This is a genomic window from Flavobacterium pectinovorum (assembly GCF_900142715.1).
In the GTDB taxonomy this organism is placed as follows: domain Bacteria; phylum Bacteroidota; class Bacteroidia; order Flavobacteriales; family Flavobacteriaceae; genus Flavobacterium; species Flavobacterium pectinovorum.
The window spans coordinates 144,972-165,089 of the sequence record NZ_FRBX01000006.1 but is presented as its reverse complement, the minus strand read 5'-3'; the positions used below and the strand labels follow the sequence as shown (position 1 = coordinate 165,089).

Below are 20,118 nucleotides of genomic sequence, written 5' to 3'. Positions count from 1 at the left end.
AAGGTTTTTTTATGCGCAATATAATTACGCACAAGCTTGTCATTTCGACCGAAGGGAGAAATCACACAAGTAATTCCGCAAACAAAGTCGCCAATCTTTATCGAGTTTCTAGTGCGATTTCTCCCTTCGGTCGAAATGACAGAAATGCGTTAGAACCTCAAAGAAGACTAATCCTTCTTATGCTGTTCGGTATAATTTTGATTTCCTTTAGTTGCCTCTTCATGAACATTCATTCCGTTTGACATTCCGAGCATAAAAGCGGTTATTATAACAATAAATTTTCTTTTTATCCAATGAAGCGGTCGCTTAGATTGCTCTAAACGTGTTTTATTTTTGTGTTTATACATTTTGAAAATGATAAATGATTAGACATTATTTTATCATCACATGCTTTGAAGCGCATGAATACTTAGAAAACTAAGCGCTGTATAAACTTTTATATAAATTATTGCAAGTAATAAGTTCGTTTACAAAAACGGATTGTCTTATAAATGAACTTATATTTTGATGAAGAAGACTTTGAGTTTTTTGGATAATCCCAACTTGAAAACTACTAAGTTGTTTGAATTCCAGATACGTTACAGGAATCGAAAACGCGATTTTTATTCGGGAAACAAATTTATTGAATACGTATAAACGAGATTTTTTACAATCTAATTCTTCTCTTAAAACAACAAACGAAGATTGATAATAATCCGCCGATTTTGACTGAGAAATTAAAGTACCATCGCTCACAGTCACGACGAAAGCCAGAAAGATTGAGATTAGGTATTTTAGATATTTATTCAATTTATTTAAATTCAGTTATTCCCTTCAAACAAAAATACAAATTAAAAATAGAGATTCTGTTTTGAGTTTATTATTTATCAAATTGTTCGTTTTGGTTTTCTTTTCTATTAAGTAAAAAAGCCAATCCTAAAACAAAAACCACACAACCCGAAAACATATAAACTCCATTTTTTAATATAAAAAAAGAGAAACCTATTGCTAACGAAGAAAGAAAAACCATTAAAAAACTTATCACATTAGTTTTTATAAAGTTCAACGCGTGAAGAGACAGACCAATAAAAAGCAAAGATGGACCAACAATTACAAAAGGGTACAAAATTGATGGTACATTACTAATATGCCGGCTTAATTCTTCTTTCGCGAGATCATTTGTTCCATAACTCGACATTATGAAATCGATTGTACAAAGTCCGATATGCGCAACAACTCCTAAAGTTGTTACAAAAGAAGCAAAAGAATTTAATCTGTTTTTAGGAAATACATCATTAAAGGAGAACAAAAAACAGGCCCCAATTAAATTGAACCAATGTGCAAAATCAATTGGACTTTGAAAATCAGGCAAAACTTTAGAAAATAGCAAATAACTTATTACAAAAAATAGTAATCCTAGCATACAAAAGTGTTTTGTTTTCATAATTTATTTTAAAATTGATGAAACAAAACTAGGATGAAAAACTTCTTCAAATACCAACATCATTGACTTTGGTACAAAACGTATTGTTTTAGGTACGAAATTACAAAGTCAACAAACTTTCTTTATAATTTTTAGAAACCGGAAGTTCCATTTGAGTCAGAATAACAGTATTTGAATTTCTCCAGGACTTAAAATGAATCGGATTTATTAAATGAGAACGATGGATTTGGATTAAAAAAGTAAAATCTTCGAGAATTTTTTTGAGTGAAGAACGAATTAGTTTTGAATGCAGCTTCCCATTTTCCAGATAAAAAATCTCCACATAATTTTGGGCATTAGAAATACAAACCAAATCAACTTTTTGGACTTTTAAAATGTCTAATTTGTTTTCCCCAATAAAAGTGAGGACATCATCTTTTACAGGAATGAGTTTGATTAGATATCTTCTTGCCAGAATAACTACGGGAGTTAAAATCAAAGCAACTTTAATAAAAATGATAGAGAAAAAATCATAAAAACTATAACCTCCTTTTAAAATCGGGCTTTTGTAAAAGGCATAAATTCCAAACAGATAAATAAGAAAAAACAAAACAATACTTCCAATTTCTAAACTAAGATTCCATTTTGAGATTTTCTTGTAAATCCCATTTTGAAGAACAGCAAGAATACCATAACATAAAAACGCCATTATACTAAAACCAAAACTTATTAGAAACCAAGCTCTTAGATTTATAGTTCCATCGTCAAAAGGTTTTATGATGAAAGCAAAAACAAATAACCAGAGACCAATTAGCGAACCAACTATTAAATGATGTTTTATTTTCGGATTTAATTCTTTCATCTTTTCCTGAAGCAATTATTAGTTTACAATATTAAACTTTAATCCAATTTGCTTCAAGTAAGATTCACAAGTTTTTTTACTTATTTTCAAAATCAACAATTGCATTAAAAACACAAAAAAGAAAGAATTTACTGTTATTTTAAGTTAAAAAAAGAAAAATATTAAAGATTTTTGAAAAATCAATCAGAATCTACATGTTTCTTTTTGTAAGTATTTATTTAGAAAAAATAATTAGTATTTTTATCAAGTAGTATCCAAAAACTTACAGAACAGAAAAATCCAAAAAACCTTATTTATGAAAAACTTACAAAAATTGTCGACACAAAAATTATCAAAAGAAGAATTGAAATCAATTAACGCCGGTAATAATGCACCTTGTATACCATGGCCACTATGTAACGGTCAGGAAGCCACTTTTTATGTAATAAACTCATGTGGCTGGTATTTATACAAAACATCAACAGGTAGTACGTGTATGGAATATGGAGCAGTATAACAACATAATTATCCATTTTCATCCAAATAATATCTAGAACAGAAAAATCCAAAAAACCTTGTTTATGAAAAACTTACAAAAATTGTCGACACAAAAATTATCAAAAGAAGAACTGAAATCAATTAATGGCGGAGTTGTAAACTGCGTGCCATATCCGTTATGCAACGGTGACGAAGTTTCTTATTATGGAAGAAACATATGTGGCTGGTATTTGTACAGAACAGCAACAAATAGTATCTGTATGGAATACCTACCATGATAACAACATAATTATCTATTTATTAAAACTGCTACCAACAAAATAGCAGTTTTTTTTATGTTCAAACTTTCATAGCTGGAAAGCTATTTATAAATCGTAAACTTATTATGCGATAAGGTAAAACCAAGATTTTCATAAATCAACACGTTCTCAACTCTTCGGCGATTTGTGGTAACTTCGATACTTTTCAGGTTATTTTGATTTGCATATTGCATGATCTTCTCTATCAATTGTCTTCCAATTCCTTTTCCACGATGGTTTTGATCAATAAAAAATTCCTGGATTTCTCCTACTCGCCCGCCGTGATGCAAAAGATTTTGTGTATGAAAACTAATAAAACCCAAACCTTCATTCTCATTTTCTGCTATCAAATAGAGATTTTTTGAATTTGAAATATTTTCATTGAATATTTCTTTGAAGACTTTGAAATCTAATTCTTCATTTTCAAGTTCGCAGATTGCTTTGTAAATAAAATCCAGATCTTGTTTTTCGACTTTTCTGATTTCAACTTTTTGTTTCATAATTTAGTACTGGACAATTAATTGCAAATCTTGCGTGTCATTTTCTACAAGTTACCGTAAACAACTATATAATCAGCATACGTTAATTTATCTTCTAGCCAGTTTGTTACTTCTTTCAAGAAAAACTGAACTTTTTCATCATTATTTTTTATATGAGATATCTTTTCTACGATAATTCTACAGGTTTTATTATCGAAAAAATTATTACCAACAGGATCAAATTCATCCTCAATATCATTATTCCAAGGATTTTTTAATGGAAAAACAGATTGAAACTCTTTTAGGATAATGTCAAAATCTTTTGTACGAATAAAGACATCATTTCTTTTGGCTGTTTTATAGAATTCTCCTGCAGCGTTTTCGGGCCATAAAACAAACCCAATTTTAGAATCTGTTGTATATCCGGTTGTAATTATTACTTGTTTTTGATTAATCCTTTCAATCGCTTTTACTATATCGTAATTGCACAACGCATAACTTTCGTTCGCCGTTTTGTAATCACATTCTGCTTTCTGAGAAATTGTTTGGATATTAATATCATGAAATTCCTGCTCACATAATAAAACATCATTATTATTCTTTTTAAGAAGCTCAACAGCGACATTTAAAGGAACTGCAATTTTACTTCTTAGTATTTTTATCTTTTCGTTATCCATTTTTCAAATAATATCATTACAAACCAATGCGTTCAAGCTTATGTTTGTACTTTTCAACATATTTATTCCACTCTGCTTCATTTTGAACATTATCATAAACAGATGCCGCGTATTCAAAAACTTCTTTGCTAAAATGATTTCCAAAAACCGCGTCAAGATTTATTATTTCAGAGTCAATAACACGTTTTAAAATCGATATTTTATCTTTTCCATTTTCTTTGCAAGCTTTATCGAGCCATAATCCTTTTCCAATTTTTACATATTCTTCCAGCAAACTTTCAGTAATAAATTCAGAAGGAACATCGTTAATATCAGGTTGGTGTTTACCATTTTTGAAAGTCGTCAGAATTAGTTCTTCCGAATAAAAATCATGCGGAATCAACGAAATCAATGTTCCGCTTTCTGCCGCTTTCAAACAAAGTTCCTGGGTTATAAACTGACTTGGTATTTTCTGAATTGCAAAACCATCTTTCTCTACTAATTTTTCACAAACTTCAGCCGTAATAAATTCCTCATTTACAAATGGTAAAGCATGAAATGTATTATTCAAAGCCAACTCACATAATTCTTTAGTTTTAAATTGAGGCGGAACCACTTTTAAATCTCTGTAATTTGACTTTACTCTATTTTGCCAATATTCATAAGTTTTCGGCTGCGGATTACTTTGCCTTAAAACCAATTCACCTCTTTCTAATTCCCGCTTTAATTCTTCAAAAGTTGCGATTAAAGGATTTTCAAGATGTTTGCGCAATTCAATTGAGATACTATCTTCATCAAATTCTTCATCGTATTCACAATCGTTTTTAGAATCATAATCATTTGCTTTGTCGTTGTAATAAAACAAATCATTTTTTCGTTCTCCGAAAGTTGTATAATGATCTTCGACTATAAAAACCGGAGCTTCAATAATACCCGAACATTTAAAATTACCATGATTATACGAAGTCATTACCATTTCTTTGGCCTTGACATTGCCCATTATTTCAACATACGAACCTCCTAACAGCAAACTTTGACAAGTAACATTTCCATTAATAAAAATGTATGGCCCATAATCGCCTTCAGCATTTATGATTGTTCCGTTTACAGAGAAATTTCCGTTTATTAAAACACCTTCAATTCGTGTTTTTTCAATTTCTTTTAATGGAAGATTTAACAAATTCGAAAGCCATTTTTTCTCTTTGTCTTCATAAAGATCTAAATAGAAATCACCTTCATAAATCACATCTTCATTTGAAACTAAAAAGAAATCCTGATCTTCCCATTCTTCAAAATAATCAAAACCTTCATGATCCAATAAAAATGGATATTGCGATTTGACTTCTTTAATTGTTATTAATTTAAAAGCTGAATTATGCATTTTCTATTTCTCCTATTCTATTAATTTTTAACTCCATTATCGGCAAATATCGATCTTTAATGGAAGTTTCCATTTCCCCTACTTTTACAAATCCGAATTTAATATAAAAATCCTCAGCGTTTGGTTCTGAATTTAAAATTACTTTCTGAGCATTGCTGTTTTTCATTCGATCAAGAAAATCATTCATTAAAATTTTTCCAAATCCTTTACCAATAAAATCAGGCAAAACAAATAAGTTATCCAGTTTTATAGTGTTTTCACTTTCGTGGAAGAATGAATAATAACCAATAATCTTGCCCTCAACAATTAAATTATATACCGATTTAGTTTCGATATATTCTTTTGAAACTGTTAAGAATTGAGACCAGATTTCGATTTGCTCATCAGAATATCCCCAATGTGCTTTTGATTTTTTGGTTATTTCTGTGAGGATTTTGTGATCGTTGGGGATTGCTTTTTTTATGGTCATTTTTTTGTGTAATAATTTACTAAACCAGACAGGTTTTTAAAACCTGTCTGGTTTATCGAATAGTCAGAAAAATTGTATTTTTACGATTCGCAAAACAATTTACAAAATGTATCGCACAAACACGTACTTGTTTTCTACCGAAACCGAAAATGTAAAAGAATTTTAAATATCTTTGAACTATGAGCACAGCACCAAAACCTAGACACATCGGGCGAAACATAAGCCGAATCAGAGAGCTTAGAGATATGAAACAAGAAGCACTTGCGATTGCGATTGGCACGACGCAACAATCTATTTCTATTATTGAAGGAAGCGAAAGCGTTGACGACGAAAAACTAAAAGCAATTGCCGAAGCTTTGGGTGTTCCTGCTGATGTAATAAAGAATTTTTCTGAAGAAGCTGTTTTTAATATTATTGGGAATACTATTGATATAGAAAACAACAACGGCTCTTCTGTAATAAGTTATGGATGTACATTTAATCCTTTTGACAAACTTCTTGAAGCTACTGAACAGAATACAAAACTTTATGAAAGATTACTTCAAGCTGAAAAAGATAAAGTTGTTTTTTTAGAGAAGTTGTTGAGCGAGAAAAAATAATTTCTACGAAAGATATATCTATAGAAAAACCGAAGTTTTAATTGCTTCGGTTTTTTTATGGATTTGATTTTGTTGCAGACACAGATTATAAATCCGCTCTATATGGATTCATCAATCTCTTGTCCAATGACTTAACAATACCTCTCCTTCTACTAAATTTGAATTATATTTCATAATTAATTTATCTAATATGCCTTGATCCATCTCAAAATTCTTTTTTGTAAAGTCATTTGTGTCTACTCCAATATGAACTATGAGATTTATTTTAAATTTTTTATTTATTTTATTTATACAGTCCATTACAAACATTTGTTCTCCCTCAGTGCAAAATATAAATGGATGATACCTCATATTTGCAAAATCTTCTATTACTAAATTCATTTTTTATTTATTTGTTTTCAAATTACTAAAATTTGATATTGGTTTTGCTTTTATTTCAATAAATTATTTAAAGAAGGTTTAATTAAACTTATTAAATCTTTAGAAACTGTTTCACTAATTACACCACCAACGGTCATCTCAACAACTTTTCCTGTTAGTAGTTGGTGCCATTTCTTTTTCCCTAAAAAATACAAACTCTTCAATTCTTCAAATTCTTTTAAAAGATCATCATAAATGATCTGATTACCCAGTTTGACATCTTCTAGTTTCTCTAGAATTTCTTGAAGCTGATAGTTTGTATCAATTTTTTCTTCATTTGTAAAAGTATCTCCATTTAATTCAACACCTAAACTTTTTAATTCTTGTTGTAGATAGAAAATTAACGTTTCAGCATCCTCATTTATTTGACAGCTATTAGGATTTGAACAAGTCTTCAAATGTTTTTGATACTCTTCATTAACCCAATCGATATGAAAGTTAAGAAACTTTATTTTATCCAGTTTAGAATCTAAATCATAAACTAATAACTTAATATTATTTACAGAATCTCTATTATTACCTCTACTAAATTCTATATTGTCCCGATAAGATCTCTTTGCCAATTTCTCAACTATATCCATACATTTAATTTTATCCTTGCTAAAATAAAGATTTAATTAATATGCCTAACATTTAAATATTTTATGAAACCAAGTTCGCGTGAGGGATAGAGGCGGTATCCTTTTATACAGCGGAGCGAAATAAAAGATATAGCCGAAAGCCCGACCCGGAGGGACACGCCCATATTAAGATTATAAGGTTCTGAGAGGCTAAGTTGCTGAGTTTTTTTTCACTCGCGAATCGGCAAAGATTGGCTATATTGTTTGCGGAGTTTCTAGTGTGATTTCTCCTCCGTCGAAATGACAAGACTTTGCGCTTATAAATTTTTGTTTAAAAAATTATTAAAAACTTTGTGCCTTAGCGCCTTAGTGGCAAAACCAAAAACAAATAAGAAAACTTTAATAATTCAATTTTGCTATACATCTTCAAAAATCACTAATTTTGAAAATCGAAGTTCAAAAATCAATTTTTATGAAATATCATCAAATAAACAGCGCTCTTTTTGTAAAAAATCGCAGAAAATTCACGGCAGAAATGAAACCTAACAGTGTTGCCGTTTTCAATTCAAATGACATTTATCCAATTAGTGCAGATAGTACTTTGCCATTTGCACAACACAGAGATATTTTTTATCTGAGCGGTGTAGATCAGGAAGAAAGTATTTTGCTTTTGTTTCCGGATGCGCCGTATGAAAATCAAAAAGAGATTCTTTTCCTGAAAGAAACCAGCGAACATATCGCAATTTGGGAAGGTGAAAAACTGACTAAGGAACGTGCTTTTCAGGTTTCTGGAATCAGAACTGTTTATTGGTTACAGGATTTTCATAAAGTTTTGAACGAAATGATGACGTATGCCGACACAATGTACATTAACACAAACGAACATTACCGCGCAACTGTTGAAACAGAAACACGCGAAGCTCGTTTTGTAAAATGGTGGAAAGAACGTTATCCTGCACATAATGTTGCAAAAAGCAACCCAATTTTGCAGCGTATTCGTTCTGTAAAAGAAAGCGAGGAAATCGATTTGATTCAGCAAGCTTGTGATATTACCGAGAAAGGTTTCCGCAGATTGCTTTCGTTTGTGAAACCAAATGTTACAGAATATGAAATTGAAGCTGAATTGGCTCACGAATTCATCCGCAACCGTTCTAAAGGTTTTGCTTATACGCCAATTATTGCTTCAGGAAACAATGCAAATGTTTTGCATTACATCGAAAACAATCAGCAATGCAAAGCTGGGGATTTAATTTTATTGGATGTTGCTGCAGAATATGCAAATTATTCTAGCGACATGACGAGAACAATTCCGGTTTCGGGAAGATTTTCTGATCGTCAAAAAGCAGTTTACAATGCGGTTTTGAGAGTTAAAAATGAAGCTACAAAAATGCTGGCTCCAGGAACACTTTGGAAACAATATCATATTGAAGTGGGTAAAATCATGACTTCAGAATTATTAGGTTTAGGTTTAATTGACAAAGCCGATGTTCAGAACGAAAACCCTGATTGGCCAGCTTACAAAAAATATTTCATGCACGGAACTTCTCATCACATGGGTCTTGACACGCACGATTACGGATTACTTCATGAACCAATGAAAGCAAATATGGTTTTTACAGTTGAACCGGGAATTTATATTCCGGCTGAAGGTTTCGGAATTCGTTTGGAAGATAATCTTGTGGTTCAGGAAAAAGGAGAACCTTTTAACCTTATGCGTAATATTCCGATTGAAGTGGATGAAATCGAGAGCTTGATGAATTCTTAATTCACAATGAAAAAGATTTTTTTACTTGGTTTTTTATTCTTTTTGGGAAACATTTTTTCTCAAACAGAAGGCTATGCAGTTAACGCTGATGGAACCAAAACCTTTTACAAAACTTTCGGGAAAGGCGAACCGCTTTTAATTATAAACGGCGGTCCGGGAATGAACAGCAATGGTTTTGAAGATATGGCGAAAACTTTGGGCGAAAATCAGCAAACAATTATTTACGATCAAAGGGGTACCGGAAAATCGAAACTTTCAAAATTAGATTCTAAAAGTATTTCGATGAAAATAATGGCTGATGATGTTGAGTCGTTAAGAAAGCATCTTAAAATTAAAAAATGGAATATTCTGGGGCATTCTTTCGGCGGAATGTTAGGTTCTTATTATGCTACTGTTTACCCAAATAGTATCGATAAATTGATTTTATCATCATCTGGTGGCGTAGATTTGACTTTATTAAAAAGTCCGAATTTAATTGAAGCCGGTTTAAGTAAAGCTGAAAAGGATTCTCTGGATTACTGGAATGATAAAATCGAAAAAGGCGACACATCTTACAAAGCAAGACTCGGCCGCGGAAAAGCGATGGCTCCGGCTTATGTTTACGATCGGAAATTTGTTCCCATAATTGCCGAAAGGTTAACACAAGGAAATTCTACAATAAATGGCTTGTTATGGTCTGATATGCAGAAAATGAATTTTGACTGCAAAGACAAGCTAAAAAGCTTCAAAAATCCGGTTTTAATTATTCAGGGAAAAGAAGATATCATTAGCAATGAAATTGGAGAAATTGGTCATAAAGCGTATCCAAATTCGAAACTTATTTTATTGGAGCATTCTAAACATTACGGATGGCTCGATGCAAGAGATAAATATTTCTCGGATATTAATTCATTTTTAAAATCATAAAAATCAAAAAGCCCTTAATAAATATTAAGGGCTTTTTGATTTTATAACTGTTTATTTATCCGATTTTTGAAATTTGAAGATCCAATTGAAATTTGCCGTCAGCTTCGTTTCCGTTGATCAATTCAAAAAGCTCTAAAGCTCTTCTTGCGTTCTTCTCTTCTTCTCTTTGTTCAGCTACATACCACATCATAAAATCTTCTGTAGCATAATCATTCTCAGCTCTACATTTTGCAATTACTTTATTGATTGCCTGAGTAACTGCAATTTCGTTTTGCAAAGCAATTTCAAATACTTCCCTAAAAGAAGCAAATTCTTGCTGTACTTCTGGAACAGATGGTGTAATTGCAATCCCTCCCATATCTGTAATGAATTTAAAAATTTTTAGAAAATGTTCTCTCTCTTCTTCAGCCTGCTTATACAAGTACGATGCTGTATTGGCATAACCATTTCTATCCAGCCATGCAGCCATAGCTAAATATTTATTAGAAGCGTCACTTTCTATTTTTGCTTGTAAATTCAATATATTTTCTATTCCTTCAACTAATGAAGTACTTGTTCTTAGTAAATCTTTCATAATCTTCAATTTTTATAAATGTAAAATTACAAAATTAAAGACGACAACTGTAAATACCTGAAAATTTGGATTTAATCTAAGTAAGAATCTAAATAAGCTCGACGTTGACAGTATTACAAAGCAACGAATGTAAAGTAAGGGTAAATTTAGTTCCGTTTAATAAATCTCTTAACTGCACTATTTCGCAGATCGTAAGATTTCTGGAAAAATTTCTTTTAGTAGTTTCAATCAATTGTGCATCTGACTGATCAGACAAGTCATAAAGCATATTGAGAATGTCAACGCTATTAACCTTTCTTTGAAAAATCAAAAAATCATGAATTTTATAGCTTGACACTGTATCAACAAAATTGATAATTATACTATTAGTCAAATCACATTGATAACTGTATCCTTTTTCGGTTTCAAATAATACTTTGGTGGTCAAATCACTAACTAATGCCATTCTGATAAAATATAATAATGGTGCAAAAATATAGAATTTAAAGCAATAAAAAATATAATTAAGACTAATTTAAAATAACAAAATCATTTATTGTACTTAAAAACAGCTGAAGTCTCTCAAATATTGTAACATTCTACAGTATTATTAGTCTAATTTTAAAAACAAAAAATTAGAAATTATGCAAGCGCACGAAATAGATTATCAGATTTTTGGAGAAGAAATGCAGTACGTTGAAATTGAACTAGACCCGCAGGAAATTGTAATTGCCGAGGCTGGGAGCTTTATGATGATGGAAAACAACATCCAGATGGAAACTATATTTGGAGACGGTTCTCAACAACAAGGTTCAGGTTTGTTTGGCAAACTTTTAAACGCAGGTAAAAGAGTTCTTACTGGTGAAAGTTTGTTTATGACGGCTTTTTTAAATCAAGGAAATAGCAAAAGCAAAGTTTCGTTTGCATCCCCATATCCCGGAAAAATCCTTCCGATTGATTTAACTCAATTTCAAGGTAAATTTATCTGTCAAAAAAGTTCCTTTTTATGTGCTGCCAAAGGTGTTTCTGTCGGAATAGAATTCTCTCAGAAATTAGGACGCGGATTATTTGGTGGAGAAGGTTTCATTATGCAAAAAATAGAAGGAGATGGAATGGCTTTTGTCCATTCTGGCGGAACAATGGCAAAAAAAGAACTAGCGGCAGGTGAGGTCTTAAAAGTGGATACGGGTTGTATTATTGGTTTTACCAAAGATGTCGATTATGACATTGAATTTATAGGCGGAATCAAAAACTCTATCTTTGGAGGAGAAGGTTTGTTTTATGCAACCTTAAAAGGCCCTGGTGTTGTTTACATCCAATCTTTACCATTTAGCAGATTAGCTGACAGAATCATTGCATCGGCACCGAGATCAGGTGGAAATGACCGTGACGAAGGAAGCTTGCTAGGCGGACTCGGAAATCTTTTGGATGGCGATAATCGCTTTTAAATTAATACGATTTACAAACGGCTTTCATTTCTGAAAGCCGTTTTTTTATTTCAAACAATTTATACTATGATAAAAATGATATCACTATCGAATAAATATTAACTCAATAGCATATATGTTTCTTACACAGCCTGTGCTTTCTTATATTTGTACTTTAAAATTTAAATTATCATTTTGAAAAATATCCTATATAAAAATACCAAAATATCCTTTACTGATTCTGGCGAAGGGACAGCAATTATATTTCTTCATGGCTTTTTGGAAAACAAAAAAATGTGGAAGGATTATGTTGCACTTTTCTCAAAAAAATATCGTGTAATTACCATCGATTTATTAGGTCACGGCGAAACAGAGTGTCTGGGTTATGTACATGAAATGGAAGAAAATGCAAATGCTGTTAACCAGGTATTAGAACATTTAAATCTTGAAAAAGCTATTATTGTTGGTCATTCTATGGGCGGCTATGTTGGTTTGGCTTTCGCCGAATTATACCCGGAAAAGATCCAGAAATTGGTTTTATTGAATTCTACTTCGAAAGAAGACAGCGCCGAGAAAAAATTAAACAGAACCCGGGCCATTAAGGCGGTAAAACAGAATTATGTAAATTTTGTTAGCCTTGCAATTGCAAATTTATTCAGTGAAAACAACAGAACGCGTTTTGCTTCTGAAATTGAAAAAGTAAAAGTACAAGCTTTAAAAACACCTTTGCAAGGAATTGTAGCTTCGCTTGAAGGAATGAAAGTAAGAAAAGACAGAGAGACACTTTTACAAAAAAATCTTTTTCCGGTTTTACTTGTTTTAGGCAAGAAAGATCCCGTTTTAAATTATGAAGAAAGCCTTGCCCAAATCGAGGATACAACCGTAGAACTTGTTTCATTTGAAGACGGACACATGAGTCATATTGAAAACAAAGAAGAACTGGAAATTAAATTGACTGAGTTTTTTCAATAATTCTAAACAATTAATAATCAAAAAAGGCTGTTCAAATACTATTGAAACAGCCTTTTTCTATTGTTGGGGGCAAAAAATTACACTTTAATAATAGTTTTTTTTGAACTTAGCAATGCAAATTAATTACTGAAAACGGTATCCATTTTGCGTAATAAAAGTCCCATTTTGCTTATATCTTTAGAAAGTAATGCAACACAATTATCATCCTGATCTTTATTTGCAACGACAATTCCGTCATTGTTTTTAATCATGATTTGTTTAAGATCTCCATTATTAAGATCTTCCGACATTTCCAAACTCATTTTCAATATCATACCGATCATTGCTGCTACATTTCCATCATATTCTAAATTAACAGACTTAAGCAAAATCCCATCTATGTTAAAAATTAATCCAGATTCAGCGCCAGTCTCTTCTACAAGTGTATTTATATCAACCATGTTGTTTATTATATTGTTTATCAATTACCAAAGATATTTCAACTAAACCTAATTTTTCGATAAACACTTGTTAAAAAAAACACCTTCTATAATATTCAAACTTAGTTTTATTTATCCCTTAGTTTTTAGCTTTTTTTTAAATAAGATGCGCAAAAAAAATTAACAGAAAAAAGGAATTCATTCATAAATATAACATTTTGTTCAGTAAAATTTAATTATAAAATTAAGCTGTATTCTAAAGAATGATTGAGAGAAGTTTTTCATAAATTTGCAAAAATTTTATAAAGATGAAAACTGTAGAAGAATTAAGATTTGATCTGAATGTGAAACTAATGAAGTTCAGAAGATTTCGCTTTGAAAACGGAAGTATAAATAACATTACCGCAGAAGAAACCACAAAAAAAGGGTTCTTTAAAAAAATATTCAGCTAAAAACTACTTACAAAAAAGCTGAAATTTTTAATGATCATTTTTACTAAAATTTCAGCTTTATCTTTTTAAATCAACAATTGTATTCGGATCTTAAAATTAGATTTAAAAATTTAGGATTACATTTTGGATTGATAACTTCTCTGTTTAAGCTTCCTGTTTTAAATCATAATTTCGATTTACCAAATTATTATTTAGTATAGAAGAATTCAATAAAAAATTATTCAGCAAAACATCTTTTCCAAAAATTAGACAACTTTTATTTTTATTCAGAAATAATAAATTTCACACTCCTCAATTTTTCTTTATTACATTCAAAATAAAACAAATACCACAATAATTTTAAATATTGTTTATACTTCCATTTTCCGCATTGGCAAAAACCGTCTCACTTTGAACTGTTTAAAGAATTTTTTCTTCGAAAGGAATATCAATATCAAAAATCTCGTTTAAAAGCAAAGCTATTTCTTCTAAATAATTATTGAGAATTTCCGGAGTTATTGTAATAGTAAGTTCCTTATCTTCCTTAAAACCAAAAGGAAGAAAACCCGATCTTAGATTTTTAAACGAAATAATTCCAACTTCAATCGGAATATCTTTCATTTCATTTTCAAACATAAACGCATAAGCCAAAACCTGAATAATTTTGTCGTTTTTAAGCTCCTGTGTCAATCCATTCCATGATTTCAGTATAACGTTTGTTTTTTCTACTTTTCCGGTCTTATAATCAATAATCCGTATTTTTCCGTTACGCAATTCAATTCTATCGACATTTCCTTTAATTAAAACCGGGAAAGGCAAACTCGGATGATTGAATTCACGACCAAAAGTTTGTTCTAAAGCAATAATCTGAACTGCATCTCCATTTTGAATTGATTCTAATTCCATTCTCAGAAAATTTGAAACATTTCGTTTTGCAACTTCAAAAGCCAGAAGATTACGACCTTTTTTAATTTCACCTTCTTTATAAACTAATTTGAACTGCTTTAAAACTTCATTATCCAATAATTTAAAGCAATTTGAAATATCTGTCTCTGAAATAAATTTACCAATAAATGGCTCATACAATGTTTTTAAAGTCTCGTGAATTATAGTTCCAAGGGTATTTAGCGCAATATTTTCTTCAACTTCTTCGACTTCCCGAATCCGCAGAATTTTTTGAAAGTAAAAATCAATCGGATTTCGAATATAACTTGTTAAAGCCGAAGGAGAAAAACCCGTCAAAGCAATTTCTTTTAAACGCTCCATCACTGCCTCAGACTTCGGAACCACCATCGGTTGATATGCCGTTGTAGGCAAAGCCGGATTATAAATATCAAAAGTAAGATTGTGCTTCGATTGTTTTTCAACCTCTAGTTGCGTGATAAAACGACTGCGCTCACCGGCATCCAAACCATCATTTTCGGTATTATATATAAGATAAATATTTTTGGCTCTTTGCAATAAATGGTAAAAATGATAGGTATAAATAGCGTCTTTTTCTTTAAATGTTGGCAGACCTAACTCTTTCTTGACATCATAAGGAATAAATGAATTCTGGGATTTCCCGGCAGGAAATTTCCCTTCGTTCATAGAAGTTACGATAACTGTATCGAAATCTAAAACACGACTTTCCAGAACCCCCATAATCTGCAGTCCTCGAAGCGGTTCGCCTTCAAAAGAAACTTCGGCAACGTCTATAACTTGTTTGTAAATCGCATACAAAGTGTCAATATTATCAATATGCTGATGTTTAGAATAATAATTAATCAATTTGTTAATTACCTTAAAGATTGCATAAACAAAAGCTTTAGCAATTTTTTCTTCTTCATTATCGTTGCTAAAATTTTCTTTTATCAAAAGCAAAAGTGCCGAAATATTCTCCAGAACTGCAACTGCACCACTTTCCCATTTTTGAAACAATAGCTGAAATAAAGTTGTAGAATTAGATCCAAGCTCAATAAGTCTGTTATGGGTAATAAAAGTATAATTATTTTCTTTAATAATCTTTACTAAATTGTTTGCATTCGCATAAGGCTCAACTAATGGATGTGTTAAAACATCAAGCACATCCTTATAATAAAACACATAGCTCTCCCCTTTTCTGGAAAGCGCATTAGTATGCATCTTAAACAATTTTGCAATTAATATTTGTGATGGATTATTTTTACCCGAATAACCCATTGTTATATTTAATGCTCCAACCGAAGATGGCAAAGCATACAAAACCGGCATTAATAAATTTTCTTCACCTAAAACAATTGCAACTTTATCCAGAGATGTTTCCGGCATCTCCTTTATTATAGTATCTATAATATTACCCGCCAATTTAGCCTGCCCAATAGTCTTGGGAGTTCCAATTACCTGAATGTTTTTAGATTGAGAAAAATCATCTACAATCCACTCAAAAAGATTTGATTTATAATGCTTCCAGTTCTCTTTAAAACGTCTTACAAATAAACCCGCATCATGGTATGGATCATTTAAAAAAGTTTGATCCGCATCCCAATAAATTTTAGCCTGATCAAGAGCCAAAAGGTGCTGCACAATTTTTTCTTCAGCTGCATTTAAAGCATTAAAACCTGCAAATACAAAAATACGATTTGAAATAGTATTCGAAAAATGATTTAGGTTATTAACCGCTTCTCGGTAAATTAAACCTTGATAACCAATTGCTTTATTTAATAAATGATCATAAAGTGAATTATAATAAAGTGGAAGAAGTTTCCAGAAATCAATATAATTTTCAAGAAGTTTTGTTTTGTTTTCCACTTCGATTCCCCATTTTTTAATGTCTTCAATGTCTTTCAAATAAGACAGAACATGAGAGGGCTCTAATAAATAGCGATCGATTTCATTAAAATCCTGCAAAAGAGTTTTTGCCCAATTAGCAAACAATTCAAACGACTGTTGATTTTGTTTTTCTGTTACCGAAAGATAAACTTCATAAAACTCAAACAAAAGCTCAATAGAGTCAACAGATCTGATTGATGCCACATCCTGAACAAATTCTTCAATACTAATAATTTCAGGAGAAAGAATGGTGTGTTTAGTTTCTTTTTTGAGAGCTTCTATTAAAAAAACTTTTGCTCTTTTATTTGGGAGAATAACAGTAGTTTCCGCCAATTTAGCCGAATAATTCTGAATTATAACATTAGCTATTTTTTCGAGAAAAGAAGAATTTATCATTTGATAAAAATAAAAAAAGCCATTCAATTAAGAATGGCTTTTCTGCATTATTTACAAAGTAAATTATAGTTTACCTTGGTATTTAGAACCAATGTGTCTAATTTCAGTTCTTCTGTTTTGTGCTTTACCTGCAGCAGTTTTGTTACTTGCAACTGGTTGAGACTCACCGAAACCTTTAGATACTAAGTTATCAACATTTACTCCTCTTTCGATCAAAGCGTTCATAACAGCAGCAGCTCTCTCTTCAGAAAGTTTTTGGTTCAATTTATCAGAACCATCGCTATCTGTGTGACCTTCAATAGAGAATTTCGCGTTTGGATAGTTTTTAAGGATTTCTTTGATAGCATCTAATCTAGCTGGAGTTTCTTTGTCTCCTGTTTTGAAAGTAGCTTTACCTGAGTTGAAGTAGATTGCTCTAGCTTGAACTTTAAGATCTTCTAAAGCTTCAGAAGTAACTTCTGGACAACCTCTGTTAGAAGCAGGACCGTAAACTGTAGGACAATCATCATCTTTGTCTAAAACACCATCTTTATCAGCGTCTAAGAAAGGACAACCACCATTTTCTTTAGGACCAGCAACTGTAGGACATTTGTCATCTTTGTCAGCGATACCATCACCGTCAGCATCTGGACAACCTTTTAAAGCAGCTAAACCAGCAACATCTGGACAAGCATCATCTTTATCAGCAATTCCGTCTCCGTCAGTATCAGGACATCCGTTTAATGCAGCTAAACCAAATACATCTGGACAAGCATCACTAGCGTCAACGATTCCGTCTCCATCAGTATCAGGACATCCGTTGAATTGTTTTAAACCTGCAACATCTGGACAAGCATCATCTTTATCGTAGATTCCGTCTCCGTCAGTATCTTTACCTCCGAATTTGAAGATAAGACCTGCAGTGTGTTGGAAATGAGATGGAGTGTCAATTTCTCCATTATAGTCATTTCTTCCTGGAGGATCACTTGGAGAAACTGCCCATTTATATTTAGTAGCAAGCTCTAAACCAATAGCGTCAGTAAACCAAAAAGTAATTCCAGCACCTGGATTTACAGTTCCAAAACTATCATCTCCTAAGAAAGTATAACCTCCACCAATAGATAACGAAGGATCGATTACTTTAGATTTGATTAATTCCTGGAAGCTATATTTGATAGTAGCATCAATTCCATAATACATTAAATCACCAGGATTAGTAACAACATTACCTCTTCCATCATGCCCAGGAGCAGTTGGTCTAAAGTAAACTGCTTTATCAATTTTGTTTACTGATCCTTGTAAACCTACAGAGAAACCACTTCCTACGTATCTAGACACACCAATGTAAGATAAAGAAGGAAGGATATTCCAGTTGTCTTTTACAGCAAATGGCTGCGAAAAATGTTGATCAAAGAATCCACTTCCACCACCAGCACTGGTTCTAGTGTCTACGGCATTAACTCCAAAAGAGATAGCCCATGGATTGTTACTGTCTTGCGCGTGAGAAGCTAGCCCCATCACCATCATCACAGCAACTAAAAGTTTGTTAAGATGTTTCATACTTAATTTTTTTAATTACAATTTAGTTAATTACAGACAAAAGTAACACCAAATTTTTTAAATACAAAATGAAATGTTAAAAAAAACCTACAAAAATTATTTAAAATGGGAATTATATAACTTTTAACATTTTTCCTACTGATATAAAAGCATTTATTGCTTTATCCAAATGTTCTTTAGTATGAGCGGCCGATAATTGAACTCTAATTCTCGCTTTATCTTTAGGAACAACCGGAAAGAAAAACCCAATTACATAAATTCCTTCCTTCAAAAGCTCATTAGCCATTGTCTGTGACAACTTTGCATCATATAACATAACAGGTACTATGGCAGAATCACCATCTATAATATCAAAACCGGCTTTCTTCATACCTTCTTTGAAATAATTGGTATTCCATTCTAATTTATCTCTTAAGGAAGTATCTTTCTCTAGTAACTCAAAAACTTTAATGGAAGCTCCAACAATTGCCGGAGCAAGTGAATTTGAAAACAAATAAGGACGTGAGCGCTGACGTAGCAATTCGATAATTTCTTTTTTCGCAGTAGTGTATCCTCCCATCGCACCACCTAATGCTTTACCCAGAGTTCCTGTGATAATATCGACTCTGCCCATTACACCTTTTGCTTCAAGAGTTCCTTTTCCTGTTGCTCCGATAAATCCGGCAGCGTGGCATTCGTCAACCATTACCATTGCATCATATTTATCTGCCAAATCGCAAATTTTATCCAAAGGCGCCACAAGACCATCCATTGAGAAAACACCGTCGGTAACAATTAATTTAAAACGGGCACCAGCTTCATTGGCTTTAATTAATTGTTGTTCCAAATCTTCCATATTGCTATTTTCATAACGATATCGGGCTGCTTTACACAAGCGTACACCATCTATAATAGAAGCATGATTTAAACTATCTGAAATAATGGCGTCATTTTCTCCCAATAAAGGTTCAAAAACCCCACCGTTAGCATCAAATGCTGCTGCATAAAGAATCGTATCTTCGGTACCATAAAATTCTGCAATCTTTTTTTCCAATGTTTTATGAATATCCTGTGTACCGCATATAAAACGTACAGACGACATTCCGAAACCATGTGTATCCATCGCGTCTTTTGCAGCCTGAACAACATCCGGATGCGAAGAAAGTCCTAAATAATTATTGGCACAAAAATTCAAAACTTTTTCTCCTGTCGAAATTGTAATTTCTGCATCTTGTGCAGATGTTATAATTCTTTCTTTTTTGAAAATCCCGTTTTCTTCAATTGTCTGCAGCTCACTTTGCAGATACTCTTTAATTTTACCGTACATTTTAATATAT

The 20,118-nt window shown here is 31.8% G+C and carries 24 protein-coding genes; 8 read left to right on the top strand and 16 right to left on the bottom strand.

Annotated elements, in window-relative coordinates:
- Nucleotides 1-167: 167 nt before the first annotated feature.
- The 4 genes from BUE22_RS19415 to BUE22_RS19400 all read right to left on the bottom strand — a co-directional run bounded on the left by BUE22_RS19415 (nt 168) and on the right by BUE22_RS19400 (nt 2,264).
- Nucleotides 168-347 carry a hypothetical protein gene (locus BUE22_RS19415; protein ID WP_073397542.1) on the bottom strand — a complete coding sequence of 60 codons (180 nt, stop codon included), beginning with the start codon at nt 345-347 and terminating at the stop codon, nt 168-170.
- Between the two features lie 70 nt (nt 348-417).
- Nucleotides 418-789, bottom strand: a complete 372-nt coding sequence (locus BUE22_RS19410; protein WP_073397540.1) for a hypothetical protein — start codon at nt 787-789, stop codon at nt 418-420.
- Between the two features lie 70 nt (nt 790-859).
- The gene (locus BUE22_RS19405) at nt 860-1,402 is read right to left on the bottom strand and encodes a hypothetical protein (protein ID WP_243396849.1); all 543 of its coding nucleotides are present in this window, start codon (nt 1,400-1,402) and stop codon (nt 860-862) included.
- A gap of 121 nt (nt 1,403-1,523) precedes the next feature.
- A complete protein-coding gene (locus tag BUE22_RS19400; protein WP_073397536.1) occupies nt 1,524-2,264 on the bottom strand; it encodes a LytTR family DNA-binding domain-containing protein in 741 nt (246 codons plus the stop codon).
- 295 nt (nt 2,265-2,559) lie between these two features.
- Here BUE22_RS19400 and BUE22_RS19395 point away from each other — a divergent pair, with 295 nt between their 5' ends.
- Both BUE22_RS19395 and BUE22_RS19390 read left to right on the top strand, forming a co-directional pair.
- Nucleotides 2,560-2,760: a hypothetical protein gene (locus BUE22_RS19395; RefSeq protein WP_073397533.1), complete on the top strand. Its 201-nt coding sequence runs from the start codon at nt 2,560-2,562 to the stop codon at nt 2,758-2,760.
- A 64-nt stretch (nt 2,761-2,824) separates the two neighbouring features.
- Nucleotides 2,825-3,019, top strand: a complete 195-nt coding sequence (locus tag BUE22_RS19390; protein WP_042565534.1) for a bacteriocin-like protein — start codon at nt 2,825-2,827, stop codon at nt 3,017-3,019.
- A gap of 83 nt (nt 3,020-3,102) precedes the next feature.
- Here the strand turns inward: BUE22_RS19390 and BUE22_RS19385 are convergent, their stop codons facing one another.
- The 4 genes from BUE22_RS19385 to BUE22_RS19370 are packed head-to-tail and all read right to left on the bottom strand — an operon-like array spanning nt 3,103 to nt 6,025.
- Complete coding sequence (locus tag BUE22_RS19385; RefSeq protein ID WP_073397531.1) at nt 3,103-3,540, bottom strand: GNAT family N-acetyltransferase; 438 nt, start codon at nt 3,538-3,540, stop codon at nt 3,103-3,105.
- 44 nt (nt 3,541-3,584) lie between these two features.
- Nucleotides 3,585-4,196, bottom strand: coding sequence for a hypothetical protein (locus BUE22_RS19380; protein WP_073397529.1), 612 nt, complete (start codon nt 4,194-4,196; stop codon nt 3,585-3,587).
- Nucleotides 4,197-4,212: 16 nt separating this feature from the next.
- A complete protein-coding gene (locus BUE22_RS19375; protein WP_073397527.1) occupies nt 4,213-5,556 on the bottom strand; it encodes a polymer-forming cytoskeletal protein in 1,344 nt (447 codons plus the stop codon).
- Entirely contained in the window at nt 5,549-6,025 is a 477-nt protein-coding gene (locus BUE22_RS19370; protein ID WP_073397525.1) for a GNAT family N-acetyltransferase, read from the bottom strand. Before BUE22_RS19370 ends, BUE22_RS19375 begins: the two co-directional genes overlap by 8 nt.
- A gap of 179 nt (nt 6,026-6,204) precedes the next feature.
- Here BUE22_RS19370 and BUE22_RS19365 point away from each other — a divergent pair, with 179 nt between their 5' ends.
- Nucleotides 6,205-6,624 (top strand): helix-turn-helix domain-containing protein, encoded by a 420-nt coding sequence (locus BUE22_RS19365; RefSeq protein ID WP_073397523.1) that lies wholly within the window; start codon nt 6,205-6,207, stop codon nt 6,622-6,624.
- 111 nt (nt 6,625-6,735) lie between these two features.
- On the opposite strand, the gene BUE22_RS19360 is transcribed toward BUE22_RS19365, so the two are convergent.
- Nucleotides 6,736-7,005: a hypothetical protein gene (locus BUE22_RS19360; RefSeq protein WP_073397522.1), complete on the bottom strand. Its 270-nt coding sequence runs from the start codon at nt 7,003-7,005 to the stop codon at nt 6,736-6,738.
- Between the two features lie 50 nt (nt 7,006-7,055).
- On the bottom strand, nt 7,056-7,625 hold the full coding sequence (locus tag BUE22_RS19355; protein WP_073397520.1) for a hypothetical protein: 570 nt from the start codon (nt 7,623-7,625) through the stop codon (nt 7,056-7,058).
- Nucleotides 7,626-8,076: 451 nt separating this feature from the next.
- Between BUE22_RS19355 and BUE22_RS19350 the strand changes: the two genes are divergently transcribed.
- Together BUE22_RS19350 and BUE22_RS19345 are read left to right on the top strand one after the other, a co-directional pair.
- A complete protein-coding gene (locus BUE22_RS19350) occupies nt 8,077-9,369 on the top strand; it encodes an aminopeptidase P family protein (RefSeq protein WP_073397850.1) in 1,293 nt (430 codons plus the stop codon).
- A 6-nt stretch (nt 9,370-9,375) separates the two neighbouring features.
- Entirely contained in the window at nt 9,376-10,275 is a 900-nt protein-coding gene (locus BUE22_RS19345; protein ID WP_073397518.1) for an alpha/beta fold hydrolase, read from the top strand.
- Nucleotides 10,276-10,330: 55 nt separating this feature from the next.
- Here BUE22_RS19345 and BUE22_RS19340 read toward each other — a convergent pair whose 3' ends face one another.
- Entirely contained in the window at nt 10,331-10,849 is a 519-nt protein-coding gene (locus tag BUE22_RS19340) for a ferritin (protein WP_042565527.1), read from the bottom strand.
- Nucleotides 10,850-10,937: 88 nt separating this feature from the next.
- On the bottom strand, nt 10,938-11,294 hold the full coding sequence (locus BUE22_RS19335; protein ID WP_042565526.1) for a hypothetical protein: 357 nt from the start codon (nt 11,292-11,294) through the stop codon (nt 10,938-10,940).
- A gap of 178 nt (nt 11,295-11,472) precedes the next feature.
- Here BUE22_RS19335 and BUE22_RS19330 point away from each other — a divergent pair, with 178 nt between their 5' ends.
- Entirely contained in the window at nt 11,473-12,276 is an 804-nt protein-coding gene (locus BUE22_RS19330; protein WP_073397516.1) for a TIGR00266 family protein, read from the top strand.
- A 174-nt stretch (nt 12,277-12,450) separates the two neighbouring features.
- Complete coding sequence (locus BUE22_RS19325; RefSeq protein ID WP_073397514.1) at nt 12,451-13,227, top strand: alpha/beta fold hydrolase; 777 nt, start codon at nt 12,451-12,453, stop codon at nt 13,225-13,227.
- Nucleotides 13,228-13,346: 119 nt separating this feature from the next.
- On the opposite strand, the gene BUE22_RS19320 is transcribed toward BUE22_RS19325, so the two are convergent.
- The gene (locus BUE22_RS19320) at nt 13,347-13,667 is read right to left on the bottom strand and encodes a roadblock/LC7 domain-containing protein (protein WP_073397512.1); all 321 of its coding nucleotides are present in this window, start codon (nt 13,665-13,667) and stop codon (nt 13,347-13,349) included.
- Nucleotides 13,668-13,954: 287 nt separating this feature from the next.
- Between BUE22_RS19320 and BUE22_RS23765 the strand changes: the two genes are divergently transcribed.
- Entirely contained in the window at nt 13,955-14,098 is a 144-nt protein-coding gene (locus tag BUE22_RS23765; protein WP_159438488.1) for a hypothetical protein, read from the top strand.
- Between the two features lie 399 nt (nt 14,099-14,497).
- On the opposite strand, the gene BUE22_RS19315 is transcribed toward BUE22_RS23765, so the two are convergent.
- The 3 genes from BUE22_RS19315 to kbl all read right to left on the bottom strand — a co-directional run bounded on the left by BUE22_RS19315 (nt 14,498) and on the right by kbl (nt 20,108).
- Nucleotides 14,498-17,263 (bottom strand): PD-(D/E)XK nuclease family protein, encoded by a 2,766-nt coding sequence (locus BUE22_RS19315; RefSeq protein WP_073397848.1) that lies wholly within the window; start codon nt 17,261-17,263, stop codon nt 14,498-14,500.
- Nucleotides 17,264-17,326: 63 nt separating this feature from the next.
- A complete protein-coding gene (locus tag BUE22_RS19310; protein WP_073397511.1) occupies nt 17,327-18,802 on the bottom strand; it encodes an OmpA family protein in 1,476 nt (491 codons plus the stop codon).
- Nucleotides 18,803-18,914: 112 nt separating this feature from the next.
- On the bottom strand, nt 18,915-20,108 hold the full coding sequence (gene kbl, locus BUE22_RS19305; RefSeq protein ID WP_073397509.1) for a glycine C-acetyltransferase: 1,194 nt from the start codon (nt 20,106-20,108) through the stop codon (nt 18,915-18,917).
- Nucleotides 20,109-20,118 lie beyond the last annotated feature (10 nt).